This is a genomic window from Nocardioides sp. Bht2 (assembly GCF_047308515.1).
GTDB lineage: Bacteria > Actinomycetota > Actinomycetes > Propionibacteriales > Nocardioidaceae > Nocardioides.
Window position 1 is genome coordinate 175,395 of sequence record NZ_JBLBWI010000004.1, and the last position, 22,886, is coordinate 198,280.

The 22,886-nt window shown below is 68.1% G+C and carries 27 protein-coding genes and 1 tRNA gene; 17 read left to right on the top strand and 11 right to left on the bottom strand.

The features are described from left to right. Positions 1-31: 31 nt before the first annotated feature. A tRNA-Ser gene (locus tag ACLM5J_RS08560) sits at positions 32-121 on the top strand. Between the two features lie 76 nt (positions 122-197). On the opposite strand, the gene ACLM5J_RS08565 is transcribed toward ACLM5J_RS08560, so the two are convergent. Continuing rightward, complete coding sequence (locus ACLM5J_RS08565; RefSeq protein ID WP_413655874.1) at positions 198-473, bottom strand: hypothetical protein; 276 nt, start codon at positions 471-473, stop codon at positions 198-200. Between the two features lie 132 nt (positions 474-605). Here ACLM5J_RS08565 and ACLM5J_RS08570 point away from each other — a divergent pair, with 132 nt between their 5' ends. Then, the gene (locus ACLM5J_RS08570; RefSeq protein ID WP_413655875.1) at positions 606-848 is read left to right on the top strand and encodes a hypothetical protein; all 243 of its coding nucleotides are present in this window, start codon (positions 606-608) and stop codon (positions 846-848) included. 146 nt (positions 849-994) lie between these two features. Further along, positions 995-1,141 carry a hypothetical protein gene (locus ACLM5J_RS08575; RefSeq protein ID WP_413655877.1) on the top strand — a complete coding sequence of 49 codons (147 nt, stop codon included), beginning with the start codon at positions 995-997 and terminating at the stop codon, positions 1,139-1,141. 62 nt (positions 1,142-1,203) lie between these two features. Here the strand turns inward: ACLM5J_RS08575 and ACLM5J_RS08580 are convergent, their stop codons facing one another. After that, complete coding sequence (locus ACLM5J_RS08580) at positions 1,204-2,724, bottom strand: AMP-binding protein (protein ID WP_413655878.1); 1,521 nt, start codon at positions 2,722-2,724, stop codon at positions 1,204-1,206. A 72-nt stretch (positions 2,725-2,796) separates the two neighbouring features. Beyond that, entirely contained in the window at positions 2,797-3,390 is a 594-nt protein-coding gene (locus ACLM5J_RS08585) for a TetR/AcrR family transcriptional regulator (RefSeq protein ID WP_413655880.1), read from the bottom strand. 255 nt (positions 3,391-3,645) lie between these two features. On the opposite strand from ACLM5J_RS08585, the gene ACLM5J_RS08590 reads away from it, so the two are divergent. From ACLM5J_RS08590 to ACLM5J_RS08620, 7 genes are all read left to right on the top strand, one after another. Next, a complete protein-coding gene (locus tag ACLM5J_RS08590) occupies positions 3,646-4,836 on the top strand; it encodes an ABC transporter substrate-binding protein (RefSeq protein WP_413655881.1) in 1,191 nt (396 codons plus the stop codon). Positions 4,837-4,873: 37 nt separating this feature from the next. Beyond that, positions 4,874-5,740: a branched-chain amino acid ABC transporter permease gene (locus ACLM5J_RS08595; protein WP_413655882.1), complete on the top strand. Its 867-nt coding sequence runs from the start codon at positions 4,874-4,876 to the stop codon at positions 5,738-5,740. Between the two features lie 65 nt (positions 5,741-5,805). Then, the gene (locus tag ACLM5J_RS08600; protein WP_413655883.1) at positions 5,806-7,737 is read left to right on the top strand and encodes an ABC transporter permease subunit; all 1,932 of its coding nucleotides are present in this window, start codon (positions 5,806-5,808) and stop codon (positions 7,735-7,737) included. Continuing rightward, a complete protein-coding gene (locus tag ACLM5J_RS08605) occupies positions 7,734-8,441 on the top strand; it encodes an ABC transporter ATP-binding protein (protein WP_413655884.1) in 708 nt (235 codons plus the stop codon). Before ACLM5J_RS08600 ends, ACLM5J_RS08605 begins: the two co-directional genes overlap by 4 nt. Before the next feature lie 58 nt (positions 8,442-8,499). Then, entirely contained in the window at positions 8,500-9,549 is a 1,050-nt protein-coding gene (locus tag ACLM5J_RS08610) for a phosphotransferase family protein (protein ID WP_413655886.1), read from the top strand. A 38-nt stretch (positions 9,550-9,587) separates the two neighbouring features. Continuing rightward, on the top strand, positions 9,588-10,841 hold the full coding sequence (locus tag ACLM5J_RS08615) for an acyl-CoA dehydrogenase family protein (protein WP_413655887.1): 1,254 nt from the start codon (positions 9,588-9,590) through the stop codon (positions 10,839-10,841). Next, positions 10,838-11,893 carry an LLM class F420-dependent oxidoreductase gene (locus ACLM5J_RS08620; protein ID WP_413655889.1) on the top strand — a complete coding sequence of 352 codons (1,056 nt, stop codon included), beginning with the start codon at positions 10,838-10,840 and terminating at the stop codon, positions 11,891-11,893. Before ACLM5J_RS08615 ends, ACLM5J_RS08620 begins: the two co-directional genes overlap by 4 nt. Before the next feature lie 330 nt (positions 11,894-12,223). On the opposite strand, the gene ACLM5J_RS08625 is transcribed toward ACLM5J_RS08620, so the two are convergent. Then, positions 12,224-12,385 (bottom strand): hypothetical protein, encoded by a 162-nt coding sequence (locus tag ACLM5J_RS08625; RefSeq protein ID WP_413655891.1) that lies wholly within the window; start codon positions 12,383-12,385, stop codon positions 12,224-12,226. Between the two features lie 9 nt (positions 12,386-12,394). Between ACLM5J_RS08625 and ACLM5J_RS08630 the strand changes: the two genes are divergently transcribed. From ACLM5J_RS08630 to ACLM5J_RS08640, 3 genes are read left to right on the top strand one after another with little or no spacing between them, the layout of a single operon-like run. Beyond that, positions 12,395-12,964: a hypothetical protein gene (locus ACLM5J_RS08630; RefSeq protein WP_413655892.1), complete on the top strand. Its 570-nt coding sequence runs from the start codon at positions 12,395-12,397 to the stop codon at positions 12,962-12,964. After that, positions 12,961-13,131: a hypothetical protein gene (locus tag ACLM5J_RS08635; RefSeq protein WP_413655894.1), complete on the top strand. Its 171-nt coding sequence runs from the start codon at positions 12,961-12,963 to the stop codon at positions 13,129-13,131. Before ACLM5J_RS08630 ends, ACLM5J_RS08635 begins: the two co-directional genes overlap by 4 nt. Beyond that, on the top strand, positions 13,128-13,340 hold the full coding sequence (locus ACLM5J_RS08640; protein WP_413655896.1) for a hypothetical protein: 213 nt from the start codon (positions 13,128-13,130) through the stop codon (positions 13,338-13,340). The genes ACLM5J_RS08635 and ACLM5J_RS08640 overlap by 4 nt, the downstream gene beginning before the upstream one ends. A 180-nt stretch (positions 13,341-13,520) precedes the next feature. Here ACLM5J_RS08640 and ACLM5J_RS08645 read toward each other — a convergent pair whose 3' ends face one another. The 5 genes from ACLM5J_RS08645 to ACLM5J_RS08665 all read right to left on the bottom strand — a co-directional run bounded on the left by ACLM5J_RS08645 (position 13,521) and on the right by ACLM5J_RS08665 (position 16,586). Then, positions 13,521-14,615, bottom strand: coding sequence for a YihY/virulence factor BrkB family protein (locus tag ACLM5J_RS08645; RefSeq protein ID WP_413655898.1), 1,095 nt, complete (start codon positions 14,613-14,615; stop codon positions 13,521-13,523). Then, a complete protein-coding gene (locus ACLM5J_RS08650; RefSeq protein WP_413655900.1) occupies positions 14,612-14,923 on the bottom strand; it encodes a YtxH domain-containing protein in 312 nt (103 codons plus the stop codon). Before ACLM5J_RS08650 ends, ACLM5J_RS08645 begins: the two co-directional genes overlap by 4 nt. 87 nt (positions 14,924-15,010) lie before the next feature. Then, a complete protein-coding gene (locus tag ACLM5J_RS08655) occupies positions 15,011-15,301 on the bottom strand; it encodes a DUF3618 domain-containing protein (protein ID WP_413655902.1) in 291 nt (96 codons plus the stop codon). Continuing rightward, on the bottom strand, positions 15,298-15,717 hold the full coding sequence (locus tag ACLM5J_RS08660; protein WP_413655904.1) for a phage holin family protein: 420 nt from the start codon (positions 15,715-15,717) through the stop codon (positions 15,298-15,300). The genes ACLM5J_RS08655 and ACLM5J_RS08660 overlap by 4 nt, the downstream gene beginning before the upstream one ends. Before the next feature lie 95 nt (positions 15,718-15,812). Then, the gene (locus tag ACLM5J_RS08665; protein ID WP_413655906.1) at positions 15,813-16,586 is read right to left on the bottom strand and encodes an IclR family transcriptional regulator; all 774 of its coding nucleotides are present in this window, start codon (positions 16,584-16,586) and stop codon (positions 15,813-15,815) included. A 103-nt stretch (positions 16,587-16,689) separates the two neighbouring features. Between ACLM5J_RS08665 and ACLM5J_RS08670 the strand changes: the two genes are divergently transcribed. From ACLM5J_RS08670 to ACLM5J_RS08680, 3 genes are read left to right on the top strand one after another with little or no spacing between them, the layout of a single operon-like run. Further along, positions 16,690-17,454: a CoA transferase subunit A gene (locus tag ACLM5J_RS08670; RefSeq protein WP_413655908.1), complete on the top strand. Its 765-nt coding sequence runs from the start codon at positions 16,690-16,692 to the stop codon at positions 17,452-17,454. Position 17,455: 1 nt separating this feature from the next. Beyond that, complete coding sequence (locus ACLM5J_RS08675) at positions 17,456-18,130, top strand: 3-oxoacid CoA-transferase subunit B (RefSeq protein WP_413655910.1); 675 nt, start codon at positions 17,456-17,458, stop codon at positions 18,128-18,130. Positions 18,131-18,188: 58 nt separating this feature from the next. Then, positions 18,189-19,997 (top strand): N-acyl-D-amino-acid deacylase family protein, encoded by a 1,809-nt coding sequence (locus ACLM5J_RS08680; RefSeq protein WP_413655911.1) that lies wholly within the window; start codon positions 18,189-18,191, stop codon positions 19,995-19,997. Positions 19,998-20,230: 233 nt separating this feature from the next. On the opposite strand, the gene ACLM5J_RS08685 is transcribed toward ACLM5J_RS08680, so the two are convergent. Beyond that, positions 20,231-20,734: a pyridoxamine 5'-phosphate oxidase family protein gene (locus tag ACLM5J_RS08685; RefSeq protein WP_413655913.1), complete on the bottom strand. Its 504-nt coding sequence runs from the start codon at positions 20,732-20,734 to the stop codon at positions 20,231-20,233. A gap of 311 nt (positions 20,735-21,045) precedes the next feature. On the opposite strand from ACLM5J_RS08685, the gene ACLM5J_RS08690 reads away from it, so the two are divergent. After that, positions 21,046-21,936 carry an AAA family ATPase gene (locus tag ACLM5J_RS08690; protein WP_413655915.1) on the top strand — a complete coding sequence of 297 codons (891 nt, stop codon included), beginning with the start codon at positions 21,046-21,048 and terminating at the stop codon, positions 21,934-21,936. Between the two features lie 240 nt (positions 21,937-22,176). On the opposite strand, the gene ACLM5J_RS08695 is transcribed toward ACLM5J_RS08690, so the two are convergent. Next, the gene (locus tag ACLM5J_RS08695; RefSeq protein ID WP_413655917.1) at positions 22,177-22,818 is read right to left on the bottom strand and encodes an NAD(P)-dependent oxidoreductase; all 642 of its coding nucleotides are present in this window, start codon (positions 22,816-22,818) and stop codon (positions 22,177-22,179) included. Positions 22,819-22,886 lie beyond the last annotated feature (68 nt).

Genomic DNA, 22,886 nt, shown 5'->3' on the forward strand with positions numbered 1-22,886 from the left:
CTGAAGGCCGTCGTCCGGTAGATTCATCCGCGGTGCCGTGTCCGAGCGGCCTAAGGAGAACGCCTCGAAAGCGTTTGTGGGTGCAAGTCCACCGAGGGTTCAAATCCCTCCGGCACCGCCAGCAGAGAACCCGCCTGGGAGACCAGGCGGGTTCTCTCATTTCAGCTTCGTTGGGTCGAGCCTGTCGAGACCAGGGCTCACCCCGGTCGCTTCGCCCCGAATCGGCGCTTCAGGTCGATGCGGATCGCGATGATCGTGCAGACGACCGCTGTCGCCACGAACGTGATGAACGCCCAGAACAGGCCCTCGAGGATGAGTACGTGGCAGTCGCTGGCATCGTCAGGGCAGGTGCCTTCGACGCGCATGAACACCAACCAGGGCAGCCCGATCAGCGCAAGGGCGTAGCAGATCCGTCGGAGCACGGTCTCGATCCGTCGCTGCTCGGCGGCGAGCGACGCGTCGTCGTCGATCATCCAGCCTCCTTGGCCGAGGGAGGCACACGCTAGTGGACCAGGCGGCTCTCCGCCGCAGAATGTGTTCTCGCTCCGCAGAGGCTCCCGTGCTGCGATGATCCAAGCCACGCAAGGTCAGGAGGATGTGACGTGATGGAGCGCAGTCTCGTGCGCTGGTCGATCCTGGTGGGAGCCGGCATCGCAGTACTGGTGCTGATGAACGTCGTCGCGGAGGTGGTGCGGCCGGAGGGCGCTGCCGATGGTGCGGACAGCAGTGACGGCGATGTGGCGGGCCTCTACGCCTACCACGTCATCCCGACCGCGGCAGTGCTGCTGGCGTTCGGTCTGATCGTGGCTGGCTGGGGTGCGCGGTGGGCAGCCGCGGCCCGGCGCTGAGGGGCACGGTTCGGTAGCTAAGCCCGCTCGCTGTGAGCTCAGCGCGGGTTTCGGCTCCGTGAACGGACGCTGAGGTCACATCGAGCGCGTGAGGTCGGCGCACGGCGTAGGCTGGCCGAAGCCAAGGGAAAGGCGAGACGACGCCGATGAGACGACTACTGCGTGCCCTGTTCTTCGGGACCTCCCGGCTGCCCTACGGCTCTGCTGCTCGAGGTGTCGATCCGTCCGCGGTGCGACCCGACCAGCGAGCGGAGCCGACCACGCTGATCCACCGCCCGGACGACGAGAAGTAGCTCAATGTGACCTCAGCGCGGCTTTCAGGGCTGTAACCGGACGCTGAGGTCACATTGAGCGGTCAGGCCTCGTCGGCGACGCGGCGCAACTCGCGGCGCAGGAGCTTGCCGGTGGGGGTGCGTGGCAGGGTGTCGGCGAACTCGAGCACGCGGGGGCACTTCATCTTGGCGAGCCGTTCACGGGTGAACGCGATCAGCTCCTCGGCGAGCGCCTCGGTCGGCTCGACGTCGGGCTTGAGCTGGACGACGGCACGCACCTCCTGGCCGTACTCGGGGTGGTTGGCGCCGAAGACGCCGGCGTCGAGGACCAGCGGGTGCTCCAGGAGCAGGTTCTCGGCCTCCTGCGGGTAGACGTTGACGCCGCCGACCAGGATCAGGTCCTCTCGACGGTCGCTGAGGAAGAGGTAGCCCTCGTCGTCGAGATAGCCGATGTCGCCGACGGTGCGCCAGCCGCGGTCGTTACGGGAGCCGGCGGTCTTCTCCGGCGAGTTCAGGTACTCGAAGTCGAGCCCACCCTCGGACCAGATGATGCCGGGGACGCCCGCCGGAAGCGGGTTGCCGTCCTCGTCGAGGACGTGCGGGGTGCCGAGGATCGCGCGGCCCACCGAGCCGGGCTTCCGCAGCGCTTCCTCGGACCGGATCAAGGTCATCAGGATCGCCTCCGTGGAGGAGTAGAACTCGTCCACGATCGGGCCCACCCAGTCGATCATCGCCCGCTTCACGGCGGGCGGACACGGAGCGGCGGCATGGATGACTGCCTGCAGGGTGGAGACGTCGCGCTTGGTGCGTTCCTCGTCGGGCAGGTTGAGCATCCGGACGAACATGGTCGGCACCATCTGGGTGTGCGTGACCCGGTGGTGCTCGATCAGCCGCAGAGCCTCGGCGGCATCGAACTTCTCCATCACCACGACGGTGCCGCCGAATCGCTGAACGGTCATCGAGGTACGCATCGGTGCTGCGTGGTACAGCGGTGCGGGGGAGAGGTAGATGCTGTCGGCGTTGAAGTTCCAGGTGGCCTGGAGGAACGGCGCGGTGCCGCTCGCGGTGCCCAGCGGCAGATTGTCGAGGCGGGCGGCAACACCCTTCGGCCGACCGGTGGTACCGGAGGAGTAGAGAAGGTCGACACCCTCGCTCTCGGGGCCGGTGGGCTCCGTGGGCTGGGCGGCGATCAGTGGGCGCAGGTCGGCGATCGCGTCGCCGGCACCGTCGACGCCGTAGGCCGGGATCGGGGAGGTCGACTCGGCCAGCGCCGCGCCCACCACGGTGTCGTAGCGCTGGGCGGTGAGCAGTAGCTTGGCGCCGCTGTCGGCCAGGATGTAGGCGATCTCGGCAGCGGTGAGCCGGTCGGAGATCGCGGTGTAACGCAGGCCGGAACGCTGGCAGGCCCAGGCCGCTTCCAGCATGCCGACGGCGTTGGGGAGCAGCAGTGCGACGACGTCGCCCGGGCCGACCCCCTGGGCGCGGATGAAGTTCGCGATCTGGATCGAGGTGTCGGTCAGTTCGCGGTAGGTGACCACCTGGTCACCGAGGATGTACGCGGCCTTCTCCGGGCTCCGGGCAGCATGGTCGTCGATGAAGCTCATAACGGCCAGTATGTATAACGCTCGCTATAAATGGAAGACCCTGGGCAGATCAGATCTGCGAGTTCTGGGGAGTCAGTTGAGGTCGACGAACTCGACCAGGGCGACGGCGAACCGGGCGTAGTCGTCGGCGAACTGCGCCGGCGTCTTCGGTCCATCGGGGCGGTACCAGCTGACGATGTTGCGGCCCAGGCTGACCACGGCGCGAGCCGCCTCGATGGGGTCCGGAGTGGCGAATCGGCCCTGCTGAACACCGTGCTGAATCACCGCCCGGAAGAGATTCTCCTGCTCGTCGCGCAGGGCGACGACCTTGGCGCGGCCGTCGTCGTCCAGGCTCCGGATCTCGGTCGCGCCTATGGTCGCCTTGGCCTTCTCGCGGATGTGGAAGGCGACCCAGGCGCGCATGATCGCGCAGAGCTGATCTTCCGGTTTCTCGCCTGCGGCAAGGACCGCGGCGCGAGTTTCCTGCATGACTTCGGCGAGCAGGGCGACCATGATCTCCTGCAGGATCTCCTGCTTCGAGCCGAAGTGGTAGTAGATCGAGGCGACGGTGATGTCGGCCTCTCGGGCGATGTCTCGGATCGAGGCTCCGTGGTATCCGACTCGGAAGAACAGCGTCGTTGCGGCGTTGAGGATCACGGTGCGTCCTCCGCGAGCTTGCTTGGCCACCTTGGGTCCTCCTGTGTCTGGATCAGGGCCGACTCTAGTGGCATCCGGCGCATCGCGGGCCACCTTGGCCCACGACGTCCGCCCAGTGGGCCCTCGGATCAGAGCTGGCCACGCGTCACCCCGTCGGGGCGTCGTCGATACCCAGTCTGCAACTATTTATTCATAACGAGCGTTCGGTATTGTTTTTCTGTGACGGGCGTCCTAGGGTGAGGCCGATCACGCTCGCTTGGGGTGTGGATGAATGAGGAGTTCGGCATGAAGAAACTTGCGCTTGCAGCAGCACTGGCCACCGCCGTCGTGGCCGTGTCGGCCTGTGGTGGTTCCAGCAGCGACGGTGCCTCGTCCGACGGCACCGTCCGGATCGGCGTCGTAGGCCCCGAGACCGGCGCGGCGCCCCAGTACTACACCGACCTGATCCGTCCGGCCGAGCTCGCTGTCGAGCAGCTCGCCAAGAAGTACGACCTCAAGGTCAAGCTGGTTCCGGTCGACGACCAGGGCACCCCCGACGGCTCGTCGCGCGCCGTGCAGAAGCTGCTGAACGAGGAGAACGTCGACGCGATCCTCGGTCCGCCGCTCTCCGGTAACGCGCTCCAGGTCGCCGACGTCATCCAGCGCACCGGTCGTCCGTGGCTGACCCCGGCGATCGCCCCCGAGATCATGGACGAGTCGCTCTCCCCGAACTGGCTCTTCCGCACCAACTACAACTCGGCCGACCTCAGCGAGGTCGTGGCCTCGCTGCTCTTCGCCGGTGACGCCACCGTCGGTGTCGTCCACTCGGCCGACGCCTACGGTCAGAGCGGCGTGGACTCGGTCAAGGCGGAGGCCAAGCGTCTGGGCAAGAAGGTCGCGGCAGTCGAGGCGATCCAGCCCGGCGCCACCGACTTCAGCGCCGGTATCTCCCGCCTCAAGGCCGCCGGCGTGGACTCGGTCTTCCTTGCGATCACCGCAGGTGCCGACACCTCGACCGTCACCAAGACCATTGCGCAGCAGGGCCTCAAGCCGAAGCGCGTCGTCACCAACGCCACGATCATGGCCGACTTCGCCGAGCTGGCCGACCCGAACCAGTGGGAGAACCTGGTCTTCGTCGACCCCCGCGACCTCGTCGGTGAGAACCTCGCCACGATCGCCAAGGACTACAAGGCGAAGTTCAAGGCCGACCCGATCCTGCCCACCAACATCTACAGCGTGATGGCCGCGATCGACGCCTACCTCCAGGCTGTCGCCGAGGCCGGCGACGCCAGCGACTACGACGCCGTGCGTAAGGCGATGGAGGACGTCGCCTCCGTCTCCGTCGGCAGCGACACCATCGAGAAGCCGTTCGCCGAGGGAGACCACGAGCTGTACGAGGCCGAGGACCCGTCCGCCTGGAACGTCTTCGGATTCAACGACAAGGGTGCCCTCGAGATGCGCGGCAACCTCGAGCAGTGCCTGTCCGGCGACTGCTGACGCACGACGGACCGGATAGAGAACAAGGAAGGCAGCAATGGACGCGATAGTGAGCGGACTGGTCCTCGGAGGCCTGTACGCCCTGGTGGCGCAAGGATTCGTCCTTACCTATGTCACCTCACGGACGATCAACTTCGCCTCGGGTGAATTCCTCGCTATCGGCGCCTTTGTCGCACTGGGGGTGGGGAGCTGGAGCTGGCTCCCCACCGCCGGCAAGGTCGCGATCGGAGTGCTCGCCGCCGGCATCGTCGGCGCCGTCGCCTACCGACTGCTGGTGGTTCCATTCGCCCGCAGCGAGCACGACAGTCGCTGGTTGCTCAGCACGGTGGGTCTCTCCTACGTCCTGATCAACCTGCTCACCCACGCTGAAGGAGCCAACCCGCAGCGGCTCGGCTTCGCGCGTGCCGAGGGCACCGAATCGCTCTTCGGTGTCGTGGTCAACAAGCAGCAGCTGTGGATCGCCGTGGTCGCGGTACTGGTCACTGTGGCCCTGGTTCTGGGTTCGCGTTTCACCTCGGCCGGTGTGCTGATGCGCGCCACCGCGGAGGACCCGCAGGCGGTCTCGCTGATGGGTGTCTCACCGCGCCGCGTCGGCGCCATCGCCTACGCACTCGCCTCAGCGATCGCCGGACTGGCCGGCATCCTGTGGGCGGCCGAGGTCGGCGCGACGCCGGGTCTCGGCGTGCACATCCTGGTGTCGGCCTTCGCGGTCGGCGTCATCGGCGGACTCACCTCCTTCTGGGGGCCCCTGGTCGGCGGCGCGCTCTTCGCCGTCGTGGTCCAGGTCGGTTCCTACGAGGTGGGTGCGCTCTGGGGTCAGGTCATCGGCCTGCTCCTCGTCATCGTGGTCCTGGTCATCCGACCTGAGGGCCTGCTGGGTCGACGGATGGAGGCGAAGCTGTGATGGCGCGTCTGAGCGAACTTACTGCGACGGTGCGAAAGCGCCCCGTACTACGCGATCTCGTTTGGGTGCTGGCACTCGTCCTGATCGCCTTCTGGGCCTCGCGTCCGGCGATGTCCGGCGACGGCGTCACCCTCGCCGACAGCCAGATCCTTGGCTCCATCTGCGCGATCATGGTCGCTGCGGTCGGCCTCAACTTCCTGGTCGGCCACGCCCGACTGGTCTCCCTCGGCCAGGGCGCCTTCTTCGCGATCGGCGCCTACGCCAGTGCCTGGCTGACCCTGGACGCCGGCTGGCATCCGCTGCTCGCCATGGTGGCCGCACTGGTGATCGCCGGTCTCATCGGTGCACTGCTGGCGATGGCATCGATGCGTCTGCGCGGACCGTCGTTCGCGATGATCACGCTGGTCGTGACGATCCTCGTCGAACGGATCCTCGTCGAGTGGGCGCCGCTCGGTCGGCTCTCCGGCTACCCGAACACCCTCGACCACGGCACCGGCCTGCTGGAGCCAATCAACGTCTTCGGCATGGAGCTGGACCCGCCGCTCTTCGCCGGCATCCCGGCCGACGTGATCCTGGCGATCCTGGTCGTCCTGGTGGTCGCCCTCTACGGCTACCGCAACGTCTCGCAGTCCTCGTGGGGCCGTTCGCTGCGTGCCATCGGTACCAGTGAGCACCTGGCCGCGCACCTCGGCGTCAATGTCTATGCACGCAAGGTCGCAGCGATGGCGGTGGCCTCGGTCTACGGCGCCGTCGGTGGTGTCTTCTACGTGCAGGTCTTCGCCCACCTGCAGCCCGAGTCGTTCAACATCTACCTCTCGATCACCATCATCCTGGCCGTGATGCTGGGCGGCGCGGGAACCGTGCTCGGCCCGATCGTCGGTTCGATCGTGATCGTCCTCCTCCAGCAGACCGACGTGCTCGTGCCGCTGGTCGACGCGCAGAAGAACATCAGCGAGAGCTGGTACCTCTCCACCCCCGGGCTGATCGGCCTGTTGCTGATCCTCACCCTGGCGATCCTGCCGCAGGGTCTGGTGGGTGGCGCCCAGGCGCTGTGGCACCGGTTCCGCCCGGCCGCGGCGGACGACGGCGACGCGGCAGGTTCCGCCGCCACCGACGCTGAAACCGCGACCGAGGCCGACTCGACGGAGGCAGTCCCTGCCCCGGTGGCATCGGGCGCTCATGCCGACGCCGAGGCCCTGCTGACGGTCCGTGGCGTGCGTCGGATGTTCGGCGGACTCACCGCTGTCGACGGCGTCGACCTGACCGTCCGGGCCGGCCAGGTGCACGCGCTGATCGGCCCCAACGGCGCCGGTAAGACCACGCTGGCCAACCTGATCACCGGGGTCTACGCACCCAACGCCGGCGAGATCTCCCTGCGTGGGCAGCGGATCGACACCGCGCCGACCTACCGGATCATCCGTTCCGGTATCGCCCGGACCTTCCAGACCCCGTTGCTCTTCGGGCACGAGACCGTGGAGGAGAACGTGCTCTCCGGGTTCGCGCACACCGGCACCCTGCCGTTCTGGAAGGCGTGGCTCAAGCTGCCCACCGAGTACCGCCGCGATCACGAGATGCGGGCCCGCACCGCCGAGCTGATGGAGCTGGTCGGACTGCGTGGCTTCGAGCAGATCGAAGCCGGCAGCCTCTCCTACGGCAAGCAGCGTGCCCTGGAGATCGCCCGTGCCCTGGCCAGCGAGCCCAGCCTGCTGATCCTCGACGAGCCCGCGGCCGGTCTCAACACCGCAGAGACCGCTGAACTCGGACATCTGATCCTCCGGCTCCGCGAACGGGGCCTCGCGATGATCATCGTGGAGCACCACATGGAGCTCGTGACGATGGTCTCCGACGAGGTCACCTGCATGTACACCGGCTCGGTTCTCGCCCACGGCACACCGGCCGACGTGCTGGCCGACCCGCAGGTGATCGAGGCCTACCTCGGCGTCTCGGTCGCCGCCGAGAACTCCGACTCCCAGCTGGAGAGGACGCACAACTCATGAGTCTCATCGTCAACAACCTGGTCTCCGGATATGGACGCCTGCGCGTCCTGCAGGAGGTGTCGATGGAGATCGTCCCCGGCACCGTGGCCTCGGTGGTCGGTGCCAACGGCGCGGGTAAGTCGACGCTGGCGCTCACGCTGAGCGGCCTGCTGCGGGCGACGTCGGGAACGATCGAACTCGACGGGAAGCCGATCCTCCGGTTGGCACCGGAGAAGCGCGCTCGCCTCGGCCTGATCCACGTCCCTGAAGGCCGGCGGCTCTTCGGTGGGCTCACGGTTGCCGAGAACATCGCGATGGGGCGCCACGCGGTCGGCAGGCGCAAGGGCGACGACGTCGTCGAGAGCCTGCTCGACAGCTTCCCAGTGCTCCGGGAGCGGTGGGGACAGCGGGCCGGCCTGCTCTCCGGCGGCGAGCAGCAGATGGTGGCGCTGACCCGGGCCGCGGCGTCCCAGCCGCGGTACCTCCTGCTCGACGAACCGTCGCTCGGCCTCAGCCCCCGGCTGAGCTACGAGGTCTTCCGGTTGATCTCGATGATCACCGAGCAGACCGGTGCCGGGGTGCTGCTGATCGAGCAGCGGGTCGACGCCGCTCTGGAGTTGGCGGCCGAGGCCCACGTACTGGAGCACGGCGCCGTCGTCGCCTCCGGCCCTTCCCACGAGATCAGGTCTTCGGACGCCGTCCGCAAGGCCTACCTCGGGGCGTGATCGGCAAGCGCCGCTGACGAACGCCGTTCCCCCATCAACGCTCGTGAACAAGGACACCATGAACCACCCACGCTCATCGGGGAGCGAGGATGCGCTCGCGCTCCCTCCCTTGCAGAACTACCTCCATACGGCGCTGCTGGCCCAGGGTCATCCTGGGCTGGCAGGCGATCTGACTGCTTCGCTGATCGCCGGTGGTCGGAGCAACCCGACCTATCTGCTGACCGACGGCACTCATGACTGGGTACTCCGCCGCCCGCCCTACGGCGAGGTCTGGGCCAACGCCCACGACGTCGGCCGCGAGGCGCGGGTGGTCTCGGCGCTGCGCGACACCCCCGTCCCGGTACCGAACGTCGTCGCGCACTGCACCGACGAGCAGGTCTTGGGTGCCCCCTTCTATGTGATGGACCGGATCCCGGGCCGTACCTATCGGACCCATGAGGACACCGCGACCCTCACCGTTCAGCAGCGCTCCGACCTCACCGACTCCTTGGTCGAGACCCTGGTCGACCTGCACTCGATCGACCCGGCGGACGTCGGCCTGGAGAAGCTCGGTCGGCCCGACGGGTATCTCGGTCGACAACTCGACCGGTGGGCCCGGCAGTGGGACGTCGTTCAGACGGCCCCGCAGTCCGGCGTCCGCGAGCTGCTGCGGCTGTTGACCGAGGGACTTCCCGAGACCCGGTACCCCGGGATCGTGCACGGGGACTACAAGGTCGACAACGTGATGGTCGATCCGGCCGACCCGGGCCGCATCCTCGGCGTCCTGGACTGGGAGATGGCGACCACCGGCGACACCATCGCCGACCTCGGTTTCCTGGTCAGCTTCTGGGACGAGCCGGGTCAGCCGTGGAACCCGATCTCGGCCGGCGCCACCGCTCATGAAGGGTTCGCCTCGGCTCTCGACGTGGTGGAGCGGTACGCCGCTCGCCGTGGCGTCGACGTCGAGAAGATCGAGTGGTACCTGGCGTTCTCCGACTTCAAGCTCGCGGTGATCTTGGAGCAGATCCATCACCGGCACCTGAAGGGCGAGACCACCGGCGAGGGCTTCGACGACATCGGCGCGATGGTCGCCCCGCTGCTCGAGCGCGCGCTCTCGCGGGCCGGCTGACCCTTCCCTGATCCACCTTTTGAACCGTAGGAGTTCCCATGTCGCTTGAAAGCGCCGGTCTCGTCGAGGCCGATCTGACTCTGTCCCCCCGGGCTCGTGAGCTTCGCGAGAAGCTGATCGACTTCATGAACAACGAGGTCTTCCCTGCTGAGCAGGCCTACCACGCCTACCGCAAGGCCGCCGGGCCCGACGACCACACGGTGCCGCCGGTGGTCGAGGAGCTCAAGGTGAAGGCCAAGGAACGGGGGCTGTGGAACCTCTTCCTGCCTGCGCTCTCGGGCATCTCGCAGCTGGACTACTCCGCGCTCGCCGAGATCACCGGGTGGAGCCTGGAGCTCGCGCCTGAGGCGTTGAACTGTCAGGCGCCCGACACCGGGAACATGGAGTTGCTGCACCTCTTCGGGACGCCGGAGCAGAAGAAGCAGTGGCTGGAGCCGCTGATGGACGGCACGATCCGGTCGGCGTTCGCGATGACCGAACTCGCGGTCGCCTCCTCGGACGCCACCAATATCGAGACCAGCATCGTGCGTGACGGCGACGAGTACGTGATCAACGGTCGTAAGTGGTGGACCAGTGGCGCGGCGGACCCGCGCTGTCAGGTGCTGATCGTGATGGGTAAGACCGATCCGACCTTGGCGCGGCACCGCCAGCAGTCGATGATCCTGGTCCCGACCGACACGCCTGGCGTGGAGATCGTCCGCGATGTGCCGGTCTTCGGGCGGCACGACCAGCACGGGCACTGCGAGGTTCTGTTCACCGACGTCCGGGTGCCGGTCGCGAACATCCTGGGGGAGGAGGGCGCGGGCTTCGCGCTCGCGCAGGCTCGGCTCGGCCCTGGTCGGATCCATCACTGCATGCGGGCCCTCGGTGCTGCCGAGCGGGCGATGCAGCTGATGACGGAGCGGGTCCAGAGTCGGGTCGCGTTCGGCAAACCCCTTGCTGAGCAGGGGATGGTGCAGCAGCAGGTCGCCGAGTCGCGGTTGGCGATCGAGCAGGCGCGGCTGCTCTGCCAGTACACCTCCAAGGTGATCGACGAGCGCGGGAACAAGGCGGCAGCCTCGTATGTGTCGATGGCGAAGGTCTCGGTGCCGCGGGTTGCGCTCGACGTGATCGACCGGGCGATCCAGGTCCACGGTGGCGCCGGCGTCAGCGACGACGTGCCGCTGACCGCGATGTACGGCTGGCACCGGGCGATGCGGATCTTCGACGGTCCCGACGAGGTCCACCTGCGGACCATCGCCAAGAACGAACTGGGTCGCGAGCAGGTGCTGAAGCCGACGGTGACCGCATGAAGATCGGGATGCCGCTGAAGTACTCCGGTGGGATCGACGAGACCGTCGAGGGCCTGCGCGAGTTCGAGGACGTCGGTCTGGACATCGTGCTGCTGCCCGAGGCCTACACCTTCGACTCGGTCAGCCAGCTCGGGTACATCGCTGCCAGGACCAGCACGGTTCAGATCGCCACCAGCATCCTGAACATCTACTCGCGCACCCCCACGCTGCTGGCGATGACCGCGGCAGGTGTCGACTACGTGTCGGGTGGACGGTTCGTCCTCGGCATCGGTTCGTCCGGCGTGCAGGTGGTGGAAGGGTTCCACGGCGTGAAGTTCGACGCGCCGCTCGGGCGGACCCGTGAGGTCGTCGAGATCTGCCGCCAGGTGTGGAGCGGGCAGCGGGTGGAGCACTCCGGTCGGCACTACCAGGTGCCGCTCACCGAGGCCGACGGCGGCACCGGCCTCGGCAAGCCGTTGAAGTTGATCAACACGCCGCTGCGCTCGCGGATCCCGATCGTGCTGGCCGCCCTCGGCCCGAAGAACGTCGCGCTTGCCGCTGAGCTGTGCGAGGGTTGGGAGCCGATCTTCTACCTGCCCGAACGGGCCGGAGAGGTCTTCGGTGAGTCCCTCGACCAGGGCCGCGCGAAGCGTGCTCCGGAGCTGGGCGAGCTCGACGTCATGGTCGACACCCAACTGCTGATCAGCGAGGACGCCGACGAGCTGGCGGCCGGCATCGCCGAGGTCCGCGCACATCTCGCGCTCTACATCGGCGGGATGGGCGCTAAGGGGAAGAACTACTACTTCAACCTCGCCTCGCGCTACGGCTTCGAGGCCGAGGCGGAGCAGATCCAGGAACTCTTCCTGAGCGGCGACCGGGCGGCTGCCGCGGCCGCCGTCCCGGATGCGTTGGTCCACGGCGTCGCCCTGATCGGCGCCCCCGGCCATGTCCGCGAGCGGGCCGCCGCCTTCGCCGAGGCCGGCGTGACCACCTTGAACGTGCGCCCGCTGGCCGGCGCCCACGCCCGCCAGGTGGAGGACATCGGCCGACTCAAGGAGTACGTGAGCGGCTGAGGCTGCGCCCTCGTATCGAATCAGTGCCGTTGTCCGGTGTCAGCAGGTGACACTGGACAACGGCACTGTTGCGTTGACCGTGGATTGCATACCGCGTCGTGCATCGGGTACCGCCTCCTTTGGAGGGAGACAACGATGTCCAAAGCCAACGAACGGCTCGGGATCAGCTCCAGCTTGATCGCCGGGATGAGGGAACTACCACGCAACGCTTCATGGCTCCTGGGAAAAGCTCTGAGCCCATCGTCGCCGAGAACCGATCCGAGTCCCGGACCAGGTTCAGGTGGGCCCGGGCTCGTCGCCAAGGTGAAGGACGCAGCGGCTCAGGCGGCGTCACTGTTGCCGGGCGACAACTCGGTCGATACTCAGCTGGCCCGCGCGCGGGCTGCTGCTGAACGGGCGCAGGAGGCGGAGCACGAAGCCGTGGAAGCGGCTCGGCAGGCCCAGGATGCTACTGAGCAGGCAGAGCGAGTGCAGGACCAGGAACGTCGTCATCTCGAGGAGGTGGCGGCCGAGTTGGATCAGCAGGTCCGCGAGCGAACCAGCCGAGCGCAGGATCGTGCAGATGCCCAGGTCGCCGCCGAACACGACAAGGCGGAGGACGAGTCGCGCAAGAGCCGGGAGAACGAGTCGAGAAAGAGTCAGGCCCGATTGGCCGCGGCACGCGCCGAGGCCGAGAACGCACAGGAGATTGCAGAGGGGCGATACCGTCACGCCACCGAGTTGCTGGCGGAGGCGCGTGAGCATGCTGATGCCGCCGCGCGCGCAGCGGATGAGGCTGCCGAACGGGCACGGGCTGAGGCCGAACGGATCACCGCCGCAGCCCAGCACGACGCGGACGAGGCAGGTGGCGCCGTCGTTGAAGCGGAGGACCTCAGGAAACAGACCGCGCATACCGCAGCGGCGATCACCCGTTCGGTCCGAGACGACCTGCCCGGCAACCTCTCGGATCTGACCAAGGCAGAACTTCTCGATCTTGCCGCCGGGCAGGGCATCGCCGGCCGTAACGGGAAGACGAAGGCACAGTTGGTTGACTCGTTGCGCCGGGCTGCGGCGAAGGAGGGGCGATCATGAGGTTTCCACGCCGTCGTGTCTCCTTCTGGCGCCGCCTCGGCAGGCCCGTCGCCAGCGACGGCGCAGAGCTCGCCCGCAAGGGTGCAGTCGCCGGCGCCGCCCTGGTTGCTGTCGCCGTGGGCAGCGCCGTCGCCGGGGCTTTCCGCCGCCGCGAGGAACGGCAATGAGACTGACGACTATCGCGGCGCTCGCGGTCGGGTTCGTGCTGGGTGCCCGGGCCGGAAGGGAGCGGTATGAGCAGATTCATCAGTTGGCGATCCGGTCGGCGAAGCAGTTGGAGGAGTACGGTTCCGGCGGCCCGCTCGCCCAGCGTCTTCGGGAGGGTGCCGAGCGGCTTGGTGACACTGCGGCCGGACCCCGACCAGACTCTCGCTGACGGAGTGATCGTTGAGACGGAACTGCGTGCACGGCTTCTCGGGCTGCCGCTGCTCCGCATCGACGGCGTCGTCCTGATTGCTCCCGCCTCACCCCAACCTGCGCCCGTCGTCTCGAACACGCCGGTGATCGGCAGCGGAAGCGATCTCGCATACGCCCGCCGGTTGCTTCGGGAGAATCGTCAGCGGCTCGGCCTGTTGGCTTCGCCGTCGCCCACATTGTCGGTGTCGTCTGTCTGCTCGTCTGCGCCGCGGGATTGACGGAGCGCTCTACCCTGCTCGATGTCCTCGCGTTCCTTCTCGGCCACCTTCTCGGTGTTCCGGTCGTCGCGCAGGGGGAGCTGGATGCGCCGCTCGGCCGGGATCCCGGCCTGCAGCTCGCGACCACGCTCGAGCTCGGCGTCCAACTCGGCGCCGAAGAGCAACGCGAGGTTCGTGATCCACAGCCAGAGCAGGAAGACGATGGCACCGGCCAGGGATCCGTAGGTCTTGTCGTAGGAGGAGAAGCCCGCGACGTAGAGACCGAAGCCGGCCGAGGCGAGTGCCCAGGTCACGATCGCCAGCACCGCACCCACACTGACCCAGCGGAACCGGGGCTGCTGAACGTTCGGCGTCACGTAGTAGAGCAGTGCCACGATCAGTACCACCACTGCCAGCATGACCGGCCACTTCGCGATGCTCCAGACGGTGATCGCAGCGTCGCCCAACCCGATCGCGTCTCCTACCGCCTCGGCTGCGGCACCGGTGACGACGAGCCCCAGGGCGACCAGTGCCACCAGCACCACCAGGACCAGCGTCAGCAGCAGCATCAGCGGGCGCAGCTTCCAGATCGGGCGTCCTTCGCCGACCTCGTAGATCCGGTTCATGCCGCGCGCGAAGGCCCCGACGTAGCCGGAGGCCGACCAGAGGGCGACCATCAGTCCGAGCACCAACCCGAGCCCGGCGTTCGGGGTCTCACTGAGTCGGGTCAGGATCGGCTCGACGGTGTCCGCGGCCGAGTTGGCACCCACGTCGTCCAGGATCTGGAGCAGGGTGTCGACGGTGCGCTGCCCCTGGCCGAAGACGCCGACCAAGGAGAGCAACGCGATCATCGCCGGGAACGCGGCGAGCACCGCGTAGTAGGTGAGCGCGGCTGCGAGATCGGTGCACTGGTCCTTGGAGAACTCGCGCGCGGTCTTGCGCACCACGTAGCGCCACGAGTGCTTGGTCAGGTCGGTGGGCGACTCGGGCTTGCTCGCAACGTCGGGCGCCAGGTGCGCCCCCTTGGCCGGGTTCACGGCCGCGGTGGCGTCGTCCCGCTGGAACCAGGCGCGGTCTCGCCGTGGCCGGCCATCCCGTGCACCTGCTCCTTGACCGCCTCCTGCACATAGCTCGCTGCATGGGTGGCCTTCTCGCTCACCACGTTCTGAGCCTGGGAGGCCTTCTCTGCCACGACCGCCTGCGCGTGCGCGGCCTGCCGTTGTACCCGCGGGTTATGCCAGGCGCGTTGTGTCAGGTGCTTGATCTGCTCGTAGCGCTCACGACCAGCACGCGCTCCCAGCACGTACCCGACGCCTGCCCCTGCAAGGAATCCGAGCTTCCCCATCTCTATCTCCTGAGATCGCACCGGCGTCCGCGACGCCGGTGATGTGGTCACCGGTCTTCGGTTCCCGCCCGTCGAGGTTCCATGCGGCTACCTCCGGCGGCGCAGCACCATGACGCCGACGACGCCCAGGACGACGCCGAGGGCTGCGGCGATCAGCCACGGCTCGGGACGACCCCGCTCGGTGGTGACGCGGTCGGCGAGATGGTGTGCCTGCTCCTTGGCCGCGTCGGCGGTGGCGTGGGCGCGCTCCGTTGCTCGCGCCTTGACGTCGAACCTGGCGGCCAGCGCGTCGAGGGTCTCGGCGACGTCGGTGCGGGCCTGCTCGACGGCCTGCTCGGCGGCGGCTACCGACTCCGGGGTGGACTTCTGCTCACTCATCGGTGCAGTCCTTCCTTCACAGCGGCGACGTCCTGCTTCACGTTGTCGAGGGTCTCGGTAGGGGCGGGCGGCGCCGCTGCCTGGACCCGGCTCCTGCCGACCATGCCGACCACGGCGGCGATCGCCAGCAGGGCGACCCCGACGATGAGCGCCGCGAGCCAGGCGTCCATCACCAGGGCGAGGGCCAACACGGCGGCGGCGAGCAACGTGCCCACGCCGTACAGGGCGATCAGGCCGGCACCGCTGAGCATGCCGGCGCCCACCCCGATCCCCTTCGCCTTGGTCGTCAGCTCCACCTGGGCAAGGCGCATCTCGCTGCGCACCAACTCCCGCATCTCCTGCGAGGCCTGAACGAGCAGCTGCCCGGTCGTCGGGTCCTGGGCGCTGTGCTGCGCGGTGTGCGGATCGTTCGCCATCGACTGCCTCCGTTCGAACTGCCCGCGTGCTCCGAGAACCGCCGCGGGTCTTCTGGAGCGGTTCCCGGATCGGCGGGATTCATGCGGTGCCGTGCTCAGCGTCGTCCGGCGCCGCGGGCGATCCTGGTGGAGAGCTGGTGGGCTGCGCGGAGCAGCAGTCCGCCGAGTTCGGCGTGGCGGTCGGGGGAGAAGCGGTGCTCGACACCGGTCAGGGTCAGCGCCCAGCGGGGTTGGTCGGCGACGTCGAAGACCACGGCGGCCATGCCCCAGCTGCCCTCGACCACCAGGCCGGGGTTCACCGCGTACCCGTGACGTCGGGTCTGGGCTACCCGCTCCAGCACCTCGCCGCGGCTGTGGGCGGGGCCGAACTGGGTGGTCAGGTCGACGGTGTCGAGGTAGTCGGCGATCTCTCGGTCGTCGAGGTGCGCGAGGATCGCCAACCCGGCCGAGACGACGCCGAGTGGGAACCGGGCACCCTCGTGCAACACATGGCTGCGCAGCGGGAAGGCGCCGTCCTCGGCGAGGAGACAGATGGTGTCGTTACCGCGGCGTACCGAGAAGAAGGCGCTCTCCCCAGTGGCCAGGGCCAGCTCGCGGACGACGGGTAGCGCGTACTGGGTGACGTCGTGACGGCGCGCCGCCACCGCGCCCAGGACGTAGAGCTCACCGCCGACCACCCAGCGGTCGCTGTCTGGTTCGCGGTCGACCATCCCGACCTCGCGCAAGGAGCCGAGCAGTCGGTGCACGGTGGGTCGGGGAAGCCCGACGGCGCGGGCGATCTGCGTTGTGTTGACGCCGTCCGGTTCATGGGCGCCGACCTCGCGGAGCACCAGATGAACCCGCTCCACGACGCTGACTGGGGTGTCCATTCAGTGAACACTACCGCGTCCTTATGGCCACGTGGCGAGCAATCGACGCCTCCGTGCCGTCCGATCGTTGACCACGCACCACGCCCGGGAGTGCAATGGCGGCATGGACAAGGTGGTGGATTCAGCGCAGGCAGCGGTGGCAGACATCGGCAACGGGACGACGCTCGCAGTCGGCGGGTTCGGGCTCTGCGGCATCCCATCGGTGCTGATCCAAGCCCTGCTGGAGCAGGGCGCGAACGACCTCGAGGTCGCCTCCAACAACTGCGGCGTCGACGACTGGGGTCTGGGTCTGCTGCTCGGGCAGAAGCGGATCCGCCGGATGATCTCCTCCTACGTCGGGGAGAACAAGGAGTTCGCTCGCCAGTACCTCTCCGGTGAGCTCGAGGTCGAGCTCACCCCGCAGGGCACCCTCGCCGAACGGATGCGCGCCGGCGGCTCCGGCATCCCCGCCTTCTTCACCGCGACCGGCGTCGGCACCCAGGTCGCTGACGGCGGTCTGCCCTGGAAGTACGACGATGCCGGCAACGTCGAGATCGCCTCTCCGGCCAAGGAGGTCCGCGAGTTCGACGGCCGCAACTACGTGATGGAGAAGGCGATCGTCGCCGACTTCGCGCTGGTCCGAGCCTGGAAGGGCGACCGGCACGGCAACCTCGTGTACCGCGACTCGGCCCGCAACTTCAACCCGTTGGCCGCTATGGCCGGCCGGATCACGGTGGCCGAGGTCGAGGAGCTGGTCGAGCCCGGCGCGCTGGACCCGAACGAGATCCACACCCCCGGCGTCTACGTGCACCGGGTGGTCGCGTTGACCCTGGAGCAAGCAGCAGAGAAGCGGATCGAGAAGCGCACCGTGCGCGAGGGAGGCAACTGAGATGGCCTGGACCCGTGAGCAGATGGCGGCCCGCGCCGCCGCCGAGCTGACCGACGGCAGCTACGTCAACCTCGGCATCGGGCTGCCGACCTTGGTGCCCAACTATGTGCCGGACGGCGTCGACCTGGTCCTGCAGTCGGAGAACGGCCTGCTCGGTGTCGGCCCCTATCCGACCGAGGACGCCGTCGACCCTGACCTGATCAACGCCGGCAAGGAGACGGTGACCCTCAACCGGGGCGCCTCGATCTTCGACTCGGCGACTTCGTTCGGGATGATCCGCGGCGGCAAGATCGACGCCGCGATCCTGGGTGCGATGCAGGTCTCGCTGCGCGGCGACATCGCCAACTGGATGATCCCCGGGAAGATGGTCAAGGGGATGGGTGGCGCGATGGACCTGGTCCACGGTGCGAAGAAGGTCGTCGTGCTGATGGAGCATGTCGCCCGCGATGGTGCCTTCAAGATCGTCAACGAATGCTCGCTGCCCTATACCGGGCTCGGCGTCGTCCAGCGGATCATCACCGATCTCGGGGTGATCGACGTGGTCGATCCGGCGACCGGAACCTTCGCCGAGTCGGGCACCGCGGGCGAACGCGTGCTGCGCCTTGTCGAGCTGGCCCCCGGCGTCACCGAGGCGGAGATCCGTGAGAAGACCGAGCCCCCGCTCAATGTGACCTGACGGTAGGACTTCGCCTCAAATCAGGGCGCTGAGGTCACATTGAGCGCAGAATGCGGACATGAGCCGGTTCGACGTCGTGGTGCAGGGCGGTACCTACTTCGACGGAACGGGTGCTCCCGGGCGACGTGCCGACGTCGGTATCCGCGACGGGCGGGTCGTTGCGGTCGGTGACGGACTCGACGTAGCCGACGCCGCCCGTGTCGTGGAGGCCCATGGCCGCTGGGTGATGCCCGGCTTCATCGACACCCACACCCACTACGACGCCGAGTTGATCGTGGCGCCGAGCCTGAGCGAGTCGGTGCGGCACGGGGTGACGACCGTGCTGGTCGGCAACTGCTCGATCTCCGCCGTCTACGCCGACGCGCTCGACGTCGCCGACCTCTTCAGCCGCGTCGAGGCGCTGCCTCGTGAAGAGGTGCTGGCGGCGCTGCGGGAGAAGAAGAGCTGGCACACCCCGGCAGAGTGGGCACGCGCGCTGGACGGACTCGCGCTCGGTCCCAACGTCGCATCCTTCCTCGGCCACTCCGACGTCCGCGCGTCGGTGATGGGACTGGGCCGCTCCACCGACTCCGCGCAGAAGCCCACCCCGGCGGAGGCGAAGGAGATCGAACGGCGGATCGGCGAGGCGCTGGACGCCGGGTTCCTTGGCGTCTCCACGATGACCAACCCCTGGGACAAGCTCGACGGCGACCGCTACCGCTCGCGCACCCTGCCCTCGACCCATGCCAGTTGGAAGGAGTTCCGCCGGATCAGCCGACTGCTGCGCCGTCGTGACGCGGTGCTGCAAGGCGTGCCGAACCTGAACACCAAGTACGACGTCGCCTTCTACGTCTCCACCTCGACGGGGCTCTTCCGCAAGCCGTTGCGGGTCTCGCTGCTGAGTGCCGCCGACACCCGCGCCGAACCCTGGGTCAACCGGATCTTCGCGCCGATCGCGTATCTCGCCAACCGGATCGGTCGCGGCAAGTTCGTCTGGCAGCACCTGCCGACCACGTTCCAGGTCTGGGCCGACGGGATCGACCTCGTCGTCTTCGAGGAGTTCGGCTCGGGGCGGGAGGCGATCCACCTCAAGGAGGAGATGGGGCGCAACGACCTGCTCCGCGACGAGTCCTACCGACGCTGGTTCCGCGCCGACTTCGAGAAGCGGTTCTCGCCGCGGGTCTGGCATCGCGACTTCGACGACGCATGGATCACGGTCTGCCCGGACGAGAGCCTGGTCGGTCGCTCCGTCGGCGACGTGGCTCGCGAGCGGAAGCTGCATCCGGTCGACTGCTTCCTCGACCTTGTCGTCGAGTACGGCACCGACTTCCGTTGGACCACGGTGATCGCCAATGCCCGCGAGAAGGTGGCGAACCGGTTGGTGAACACGCCGGGGGTGACGATCGGCTTCTCCGACGCCGGCGCGCACCTGCGCAACATGGCCTTCTACAACTTCGCGGTCTGTCTGCTCGACCGGATGCACCGGGCCGAGCAGCAGGGCAAGCCGTTCATCTCGCCCGAGCAGGCGGTCTACAAGCTGACCGGCGAGCTCGCCGACTTCTACCGCCTCGACGCGGGTCGGATCCGTGAGGGCGATCGCGCGGATCTGGTGGTGATCGACCCGGCCGGGTTGGACGGCTCGGTCGACGACTACCACGAGGCGCCGCTGGTGGAGCTCGGTGGCATTCGGCGCATGGTGAACCGGAACGATGCTGCGGTTGCCGCGACCCTGATCGCCGGCGAGGTGGTCTGGGCGGACGGTGCCTTCGCCCCTGGTTTCGGGACCGAGTTCGGCACCGGGTCGTTCCTGCCGTTGGGGCGGCCGGTGGCACCCCGCGTCGACCGACGCGCCCCGCTCAAGTCGACCGACGCGCCCCGCTCAATGTGACCTGACGGTCGGAATTCGCCGCAATTCCGCGCGCTGAGCTCACATTGAAAAAGAATTTCGCGAATCTGCGTCATGACCGCCGCGCTGGACCGTTCCACCTGTACCGAACGGGGGTTGGTTCAGCGGGCGGTCGGACCTCGGAGGGAGGGGCCCGACCGCCCGTGTTGAATTTCTGGGCCTGTTCGACGGCGTTCAGCCGGACCGGACCGGACCGGGCCGGGTTCAGGGCAGGCTCAGGGCTCGCTGATCGAGGCGGCGCTGCTGCCGCCGATCGGCATCTCGGGCAGGCCCAACTTGCGGTGGTCCCAGCTCCGGGTGGCGTCGACGTCGATCCGGACCAGGACCCGGTTCTTTGCCATCGCCTCGACGAACGGGCGCATCTCTTCGGAGTACGGCCCGGTGTAGCGCTCGAAGATGTTCACGCAGACGTCCCAGAGCTGGTCGGGGTCGTCCTCGATCAGAGTCCCGCGGCCCTCGAGGGCGACGCCACGCAACTGGTCGTAGGTCTGTCCGGCCTCGACGAGGAACGAGATCCGGTCGTTGCGGCGCAGGTTGACGGCCTTCTGCGACTTGCCCTTGGTCTCCAGCCAGATCTGGCCGTCTAGGTAGGCGTACCACATCCCGACCAGGTGGATCTGGCCGTCGCGGCCGATCGTGGCGACGCTCGCGCTTCGTTGGCGGGTCAGGAAGTCGGCTACCTCGGCGGGGTTCATCTGGACGACGTCGCGCTGCTTCATCTGGGCTCCTCGATCCGTTTTCGCTACGATATCTGGAACACGTTCTAGTTTCACCGGGTCCAGAATCTTTACTTCGTCCGACTTCGCTGCGATTTGACGCGTTTGTGAGCCGCGACACAGGCGCCCCACATACAGTGAAAGTGCCGGAGCGCCCCCCGATCCGGCCGCCGCCGTCGGAGTGACGTCGCGCGTGGCAACGGAGCTGGACCCCCGCCAGCGATGCCCTATGTTGATCCGTTGTCCTGCGCCTCGCTCCGGCGGCGGCCCCTGTTCCCGGCGTCTGGCGCCAGGCTCGCAGCTATGCTCGCGCCGTGACCTCGACGACACTTCACCGGTGGTTCAGCACGCCCGACGACGCCGTGGCCCAGCTTGCTGGAGCTGGCTACCTGGCGCAGGAGGAGACCGCAACGGCGGCGTTCCTGGCCGGCGCGCTGGGCAAGCCGCTGCTGATCGAAGGTCCGGCCGGCGTCGGTAAGACCGAGTTCGCGAAGGCTGTGGCCGCCTCGATCGGTGCCGAACTGGTCCGATTGCAGTGCTACGAGGGTCTCGACGAGGCCCGCGCGCTCTACGAGTGGAACTACAAGAAGCAGTTGCTCCGGATCCAGGCGTCGGCCGGCGACGCGTCGTGGGAAGAGACCCACGACGACATCTTCACCGACGAGTTCCTGCTCACCCGCCCGCTACTGACGGCGATCCGGCGCGAAGAGCCGACGGTGCTCCTGATCGACGAGGTCGACAAGACCGACGTCGAGGTGGAAGGCCTGCTGCTGGAGGTGCTCTCCGACTTCCAGGTCACGATCCCCGAACTCGGTACCTTGAGTGCGGTGCGCCGGCCGTTCGTGGTGCTCACCTCGAATGCGACCCGCGAACTCTCCGAGGCGGTGAAGCGTCGCTGCCTCTACCTCTATCTCGACTACCCCGACGCTGAACGCGAGCGCGAGATCCTGCTCCGCGCCGTCCCGGGGTTGGAGGAGAAGCTCGCCCAGCAGATCGTTGAGATGGTCGCCAAACTGCGTGAGCTCGAGCTCAAGAAGGCGCCGTCCATCGCCGAGTCGATCGACTGGGCGCAGACGATGGTGGCGCTCCAGATCGGCGACCTCGACGCCGACGCCGCGCGTCGCACCCTCGGTGTGGTTCTCAAGCACGTCACCGACCAGGAGCGGGCGGTGCGCGAGCTCCGTCTTGCCGCCGCCAAACGCTAGCCCGAGCCGGCAGGCATACGCGCCGAACCGTCAGGCGCACGCGCCGAACCGTCAGGCATGCGCGCCGAACCGGCAGGCATGCGCGCCGAACCGTCAGGCATGCGCGCCGAACCGTCAGGCACACGCGCCGAACCGCCACCTATGCGACGGTTCGGCGCGTCCAGGTGACGGTTCGGCGTACTTGAGTGACGGTTCGGCGCGTCCAGGTGACGGTTCGGCGCGTTTGAGTGACGGTTCGGGTCAGTTGCCGACGGTGAACCGCTGGCGGGGGTGGTTGCCCTGCTCGATCTCGTCGACGAAGGCGCGGGCGAAGTCGACACCCGAGATCGAGGAGTCGCCCTGCTCGTCGACGACGAGGACGTCGCCGCCGGTGCGGTAGGTGCCGCGGTCCTCGCCGGGCACCCAGGCGCCGAAGGTGGCGGCCGGGCTCACGTAGAACCAGTCGACGTCGCTCTCGCTGGCGCGCAGCGCCTCCAGCACCTCGGCGTGGGCGAGCGCTTCGGGCTTGTACTCCGTCGGGAACTCGGGGGTGTCGACCAGGCGCGGGCCACCGGCGGCGACCAGGGAGCTGCCGGCCCCGCCGACGACGCCGAGCCGGGCCTTGTTGTCGACGGTCGCCTGGACGACCTGGCCGAGTGCCTCGCCGAGAGTGTGCTCGTCGGCCAGCTGGGCGTGGGTCGCCAGGACCAGGACGTCGTCTGCCGCCGCCTCGCGCACTGTGTCGGCGTCGAGGACCGAACCGATCCGGTACCGGACGCCGTCGATGGGCTCTGCCGGTGCGGAGCGGGCCCACGCGGTGACGGTGTGGCCGCGGCGCAGGGCTTCGCGGGCGATGTTGCTGCCGGCGTATCCGGTGCCGCCGATGATCGAAATCGTGGTCATGATGCTCACTCCCTCGGGCGCCGTCTGGGCGCTCCTTGTCTCTTTTCTCTGTGGTCAATAGTTGCTCG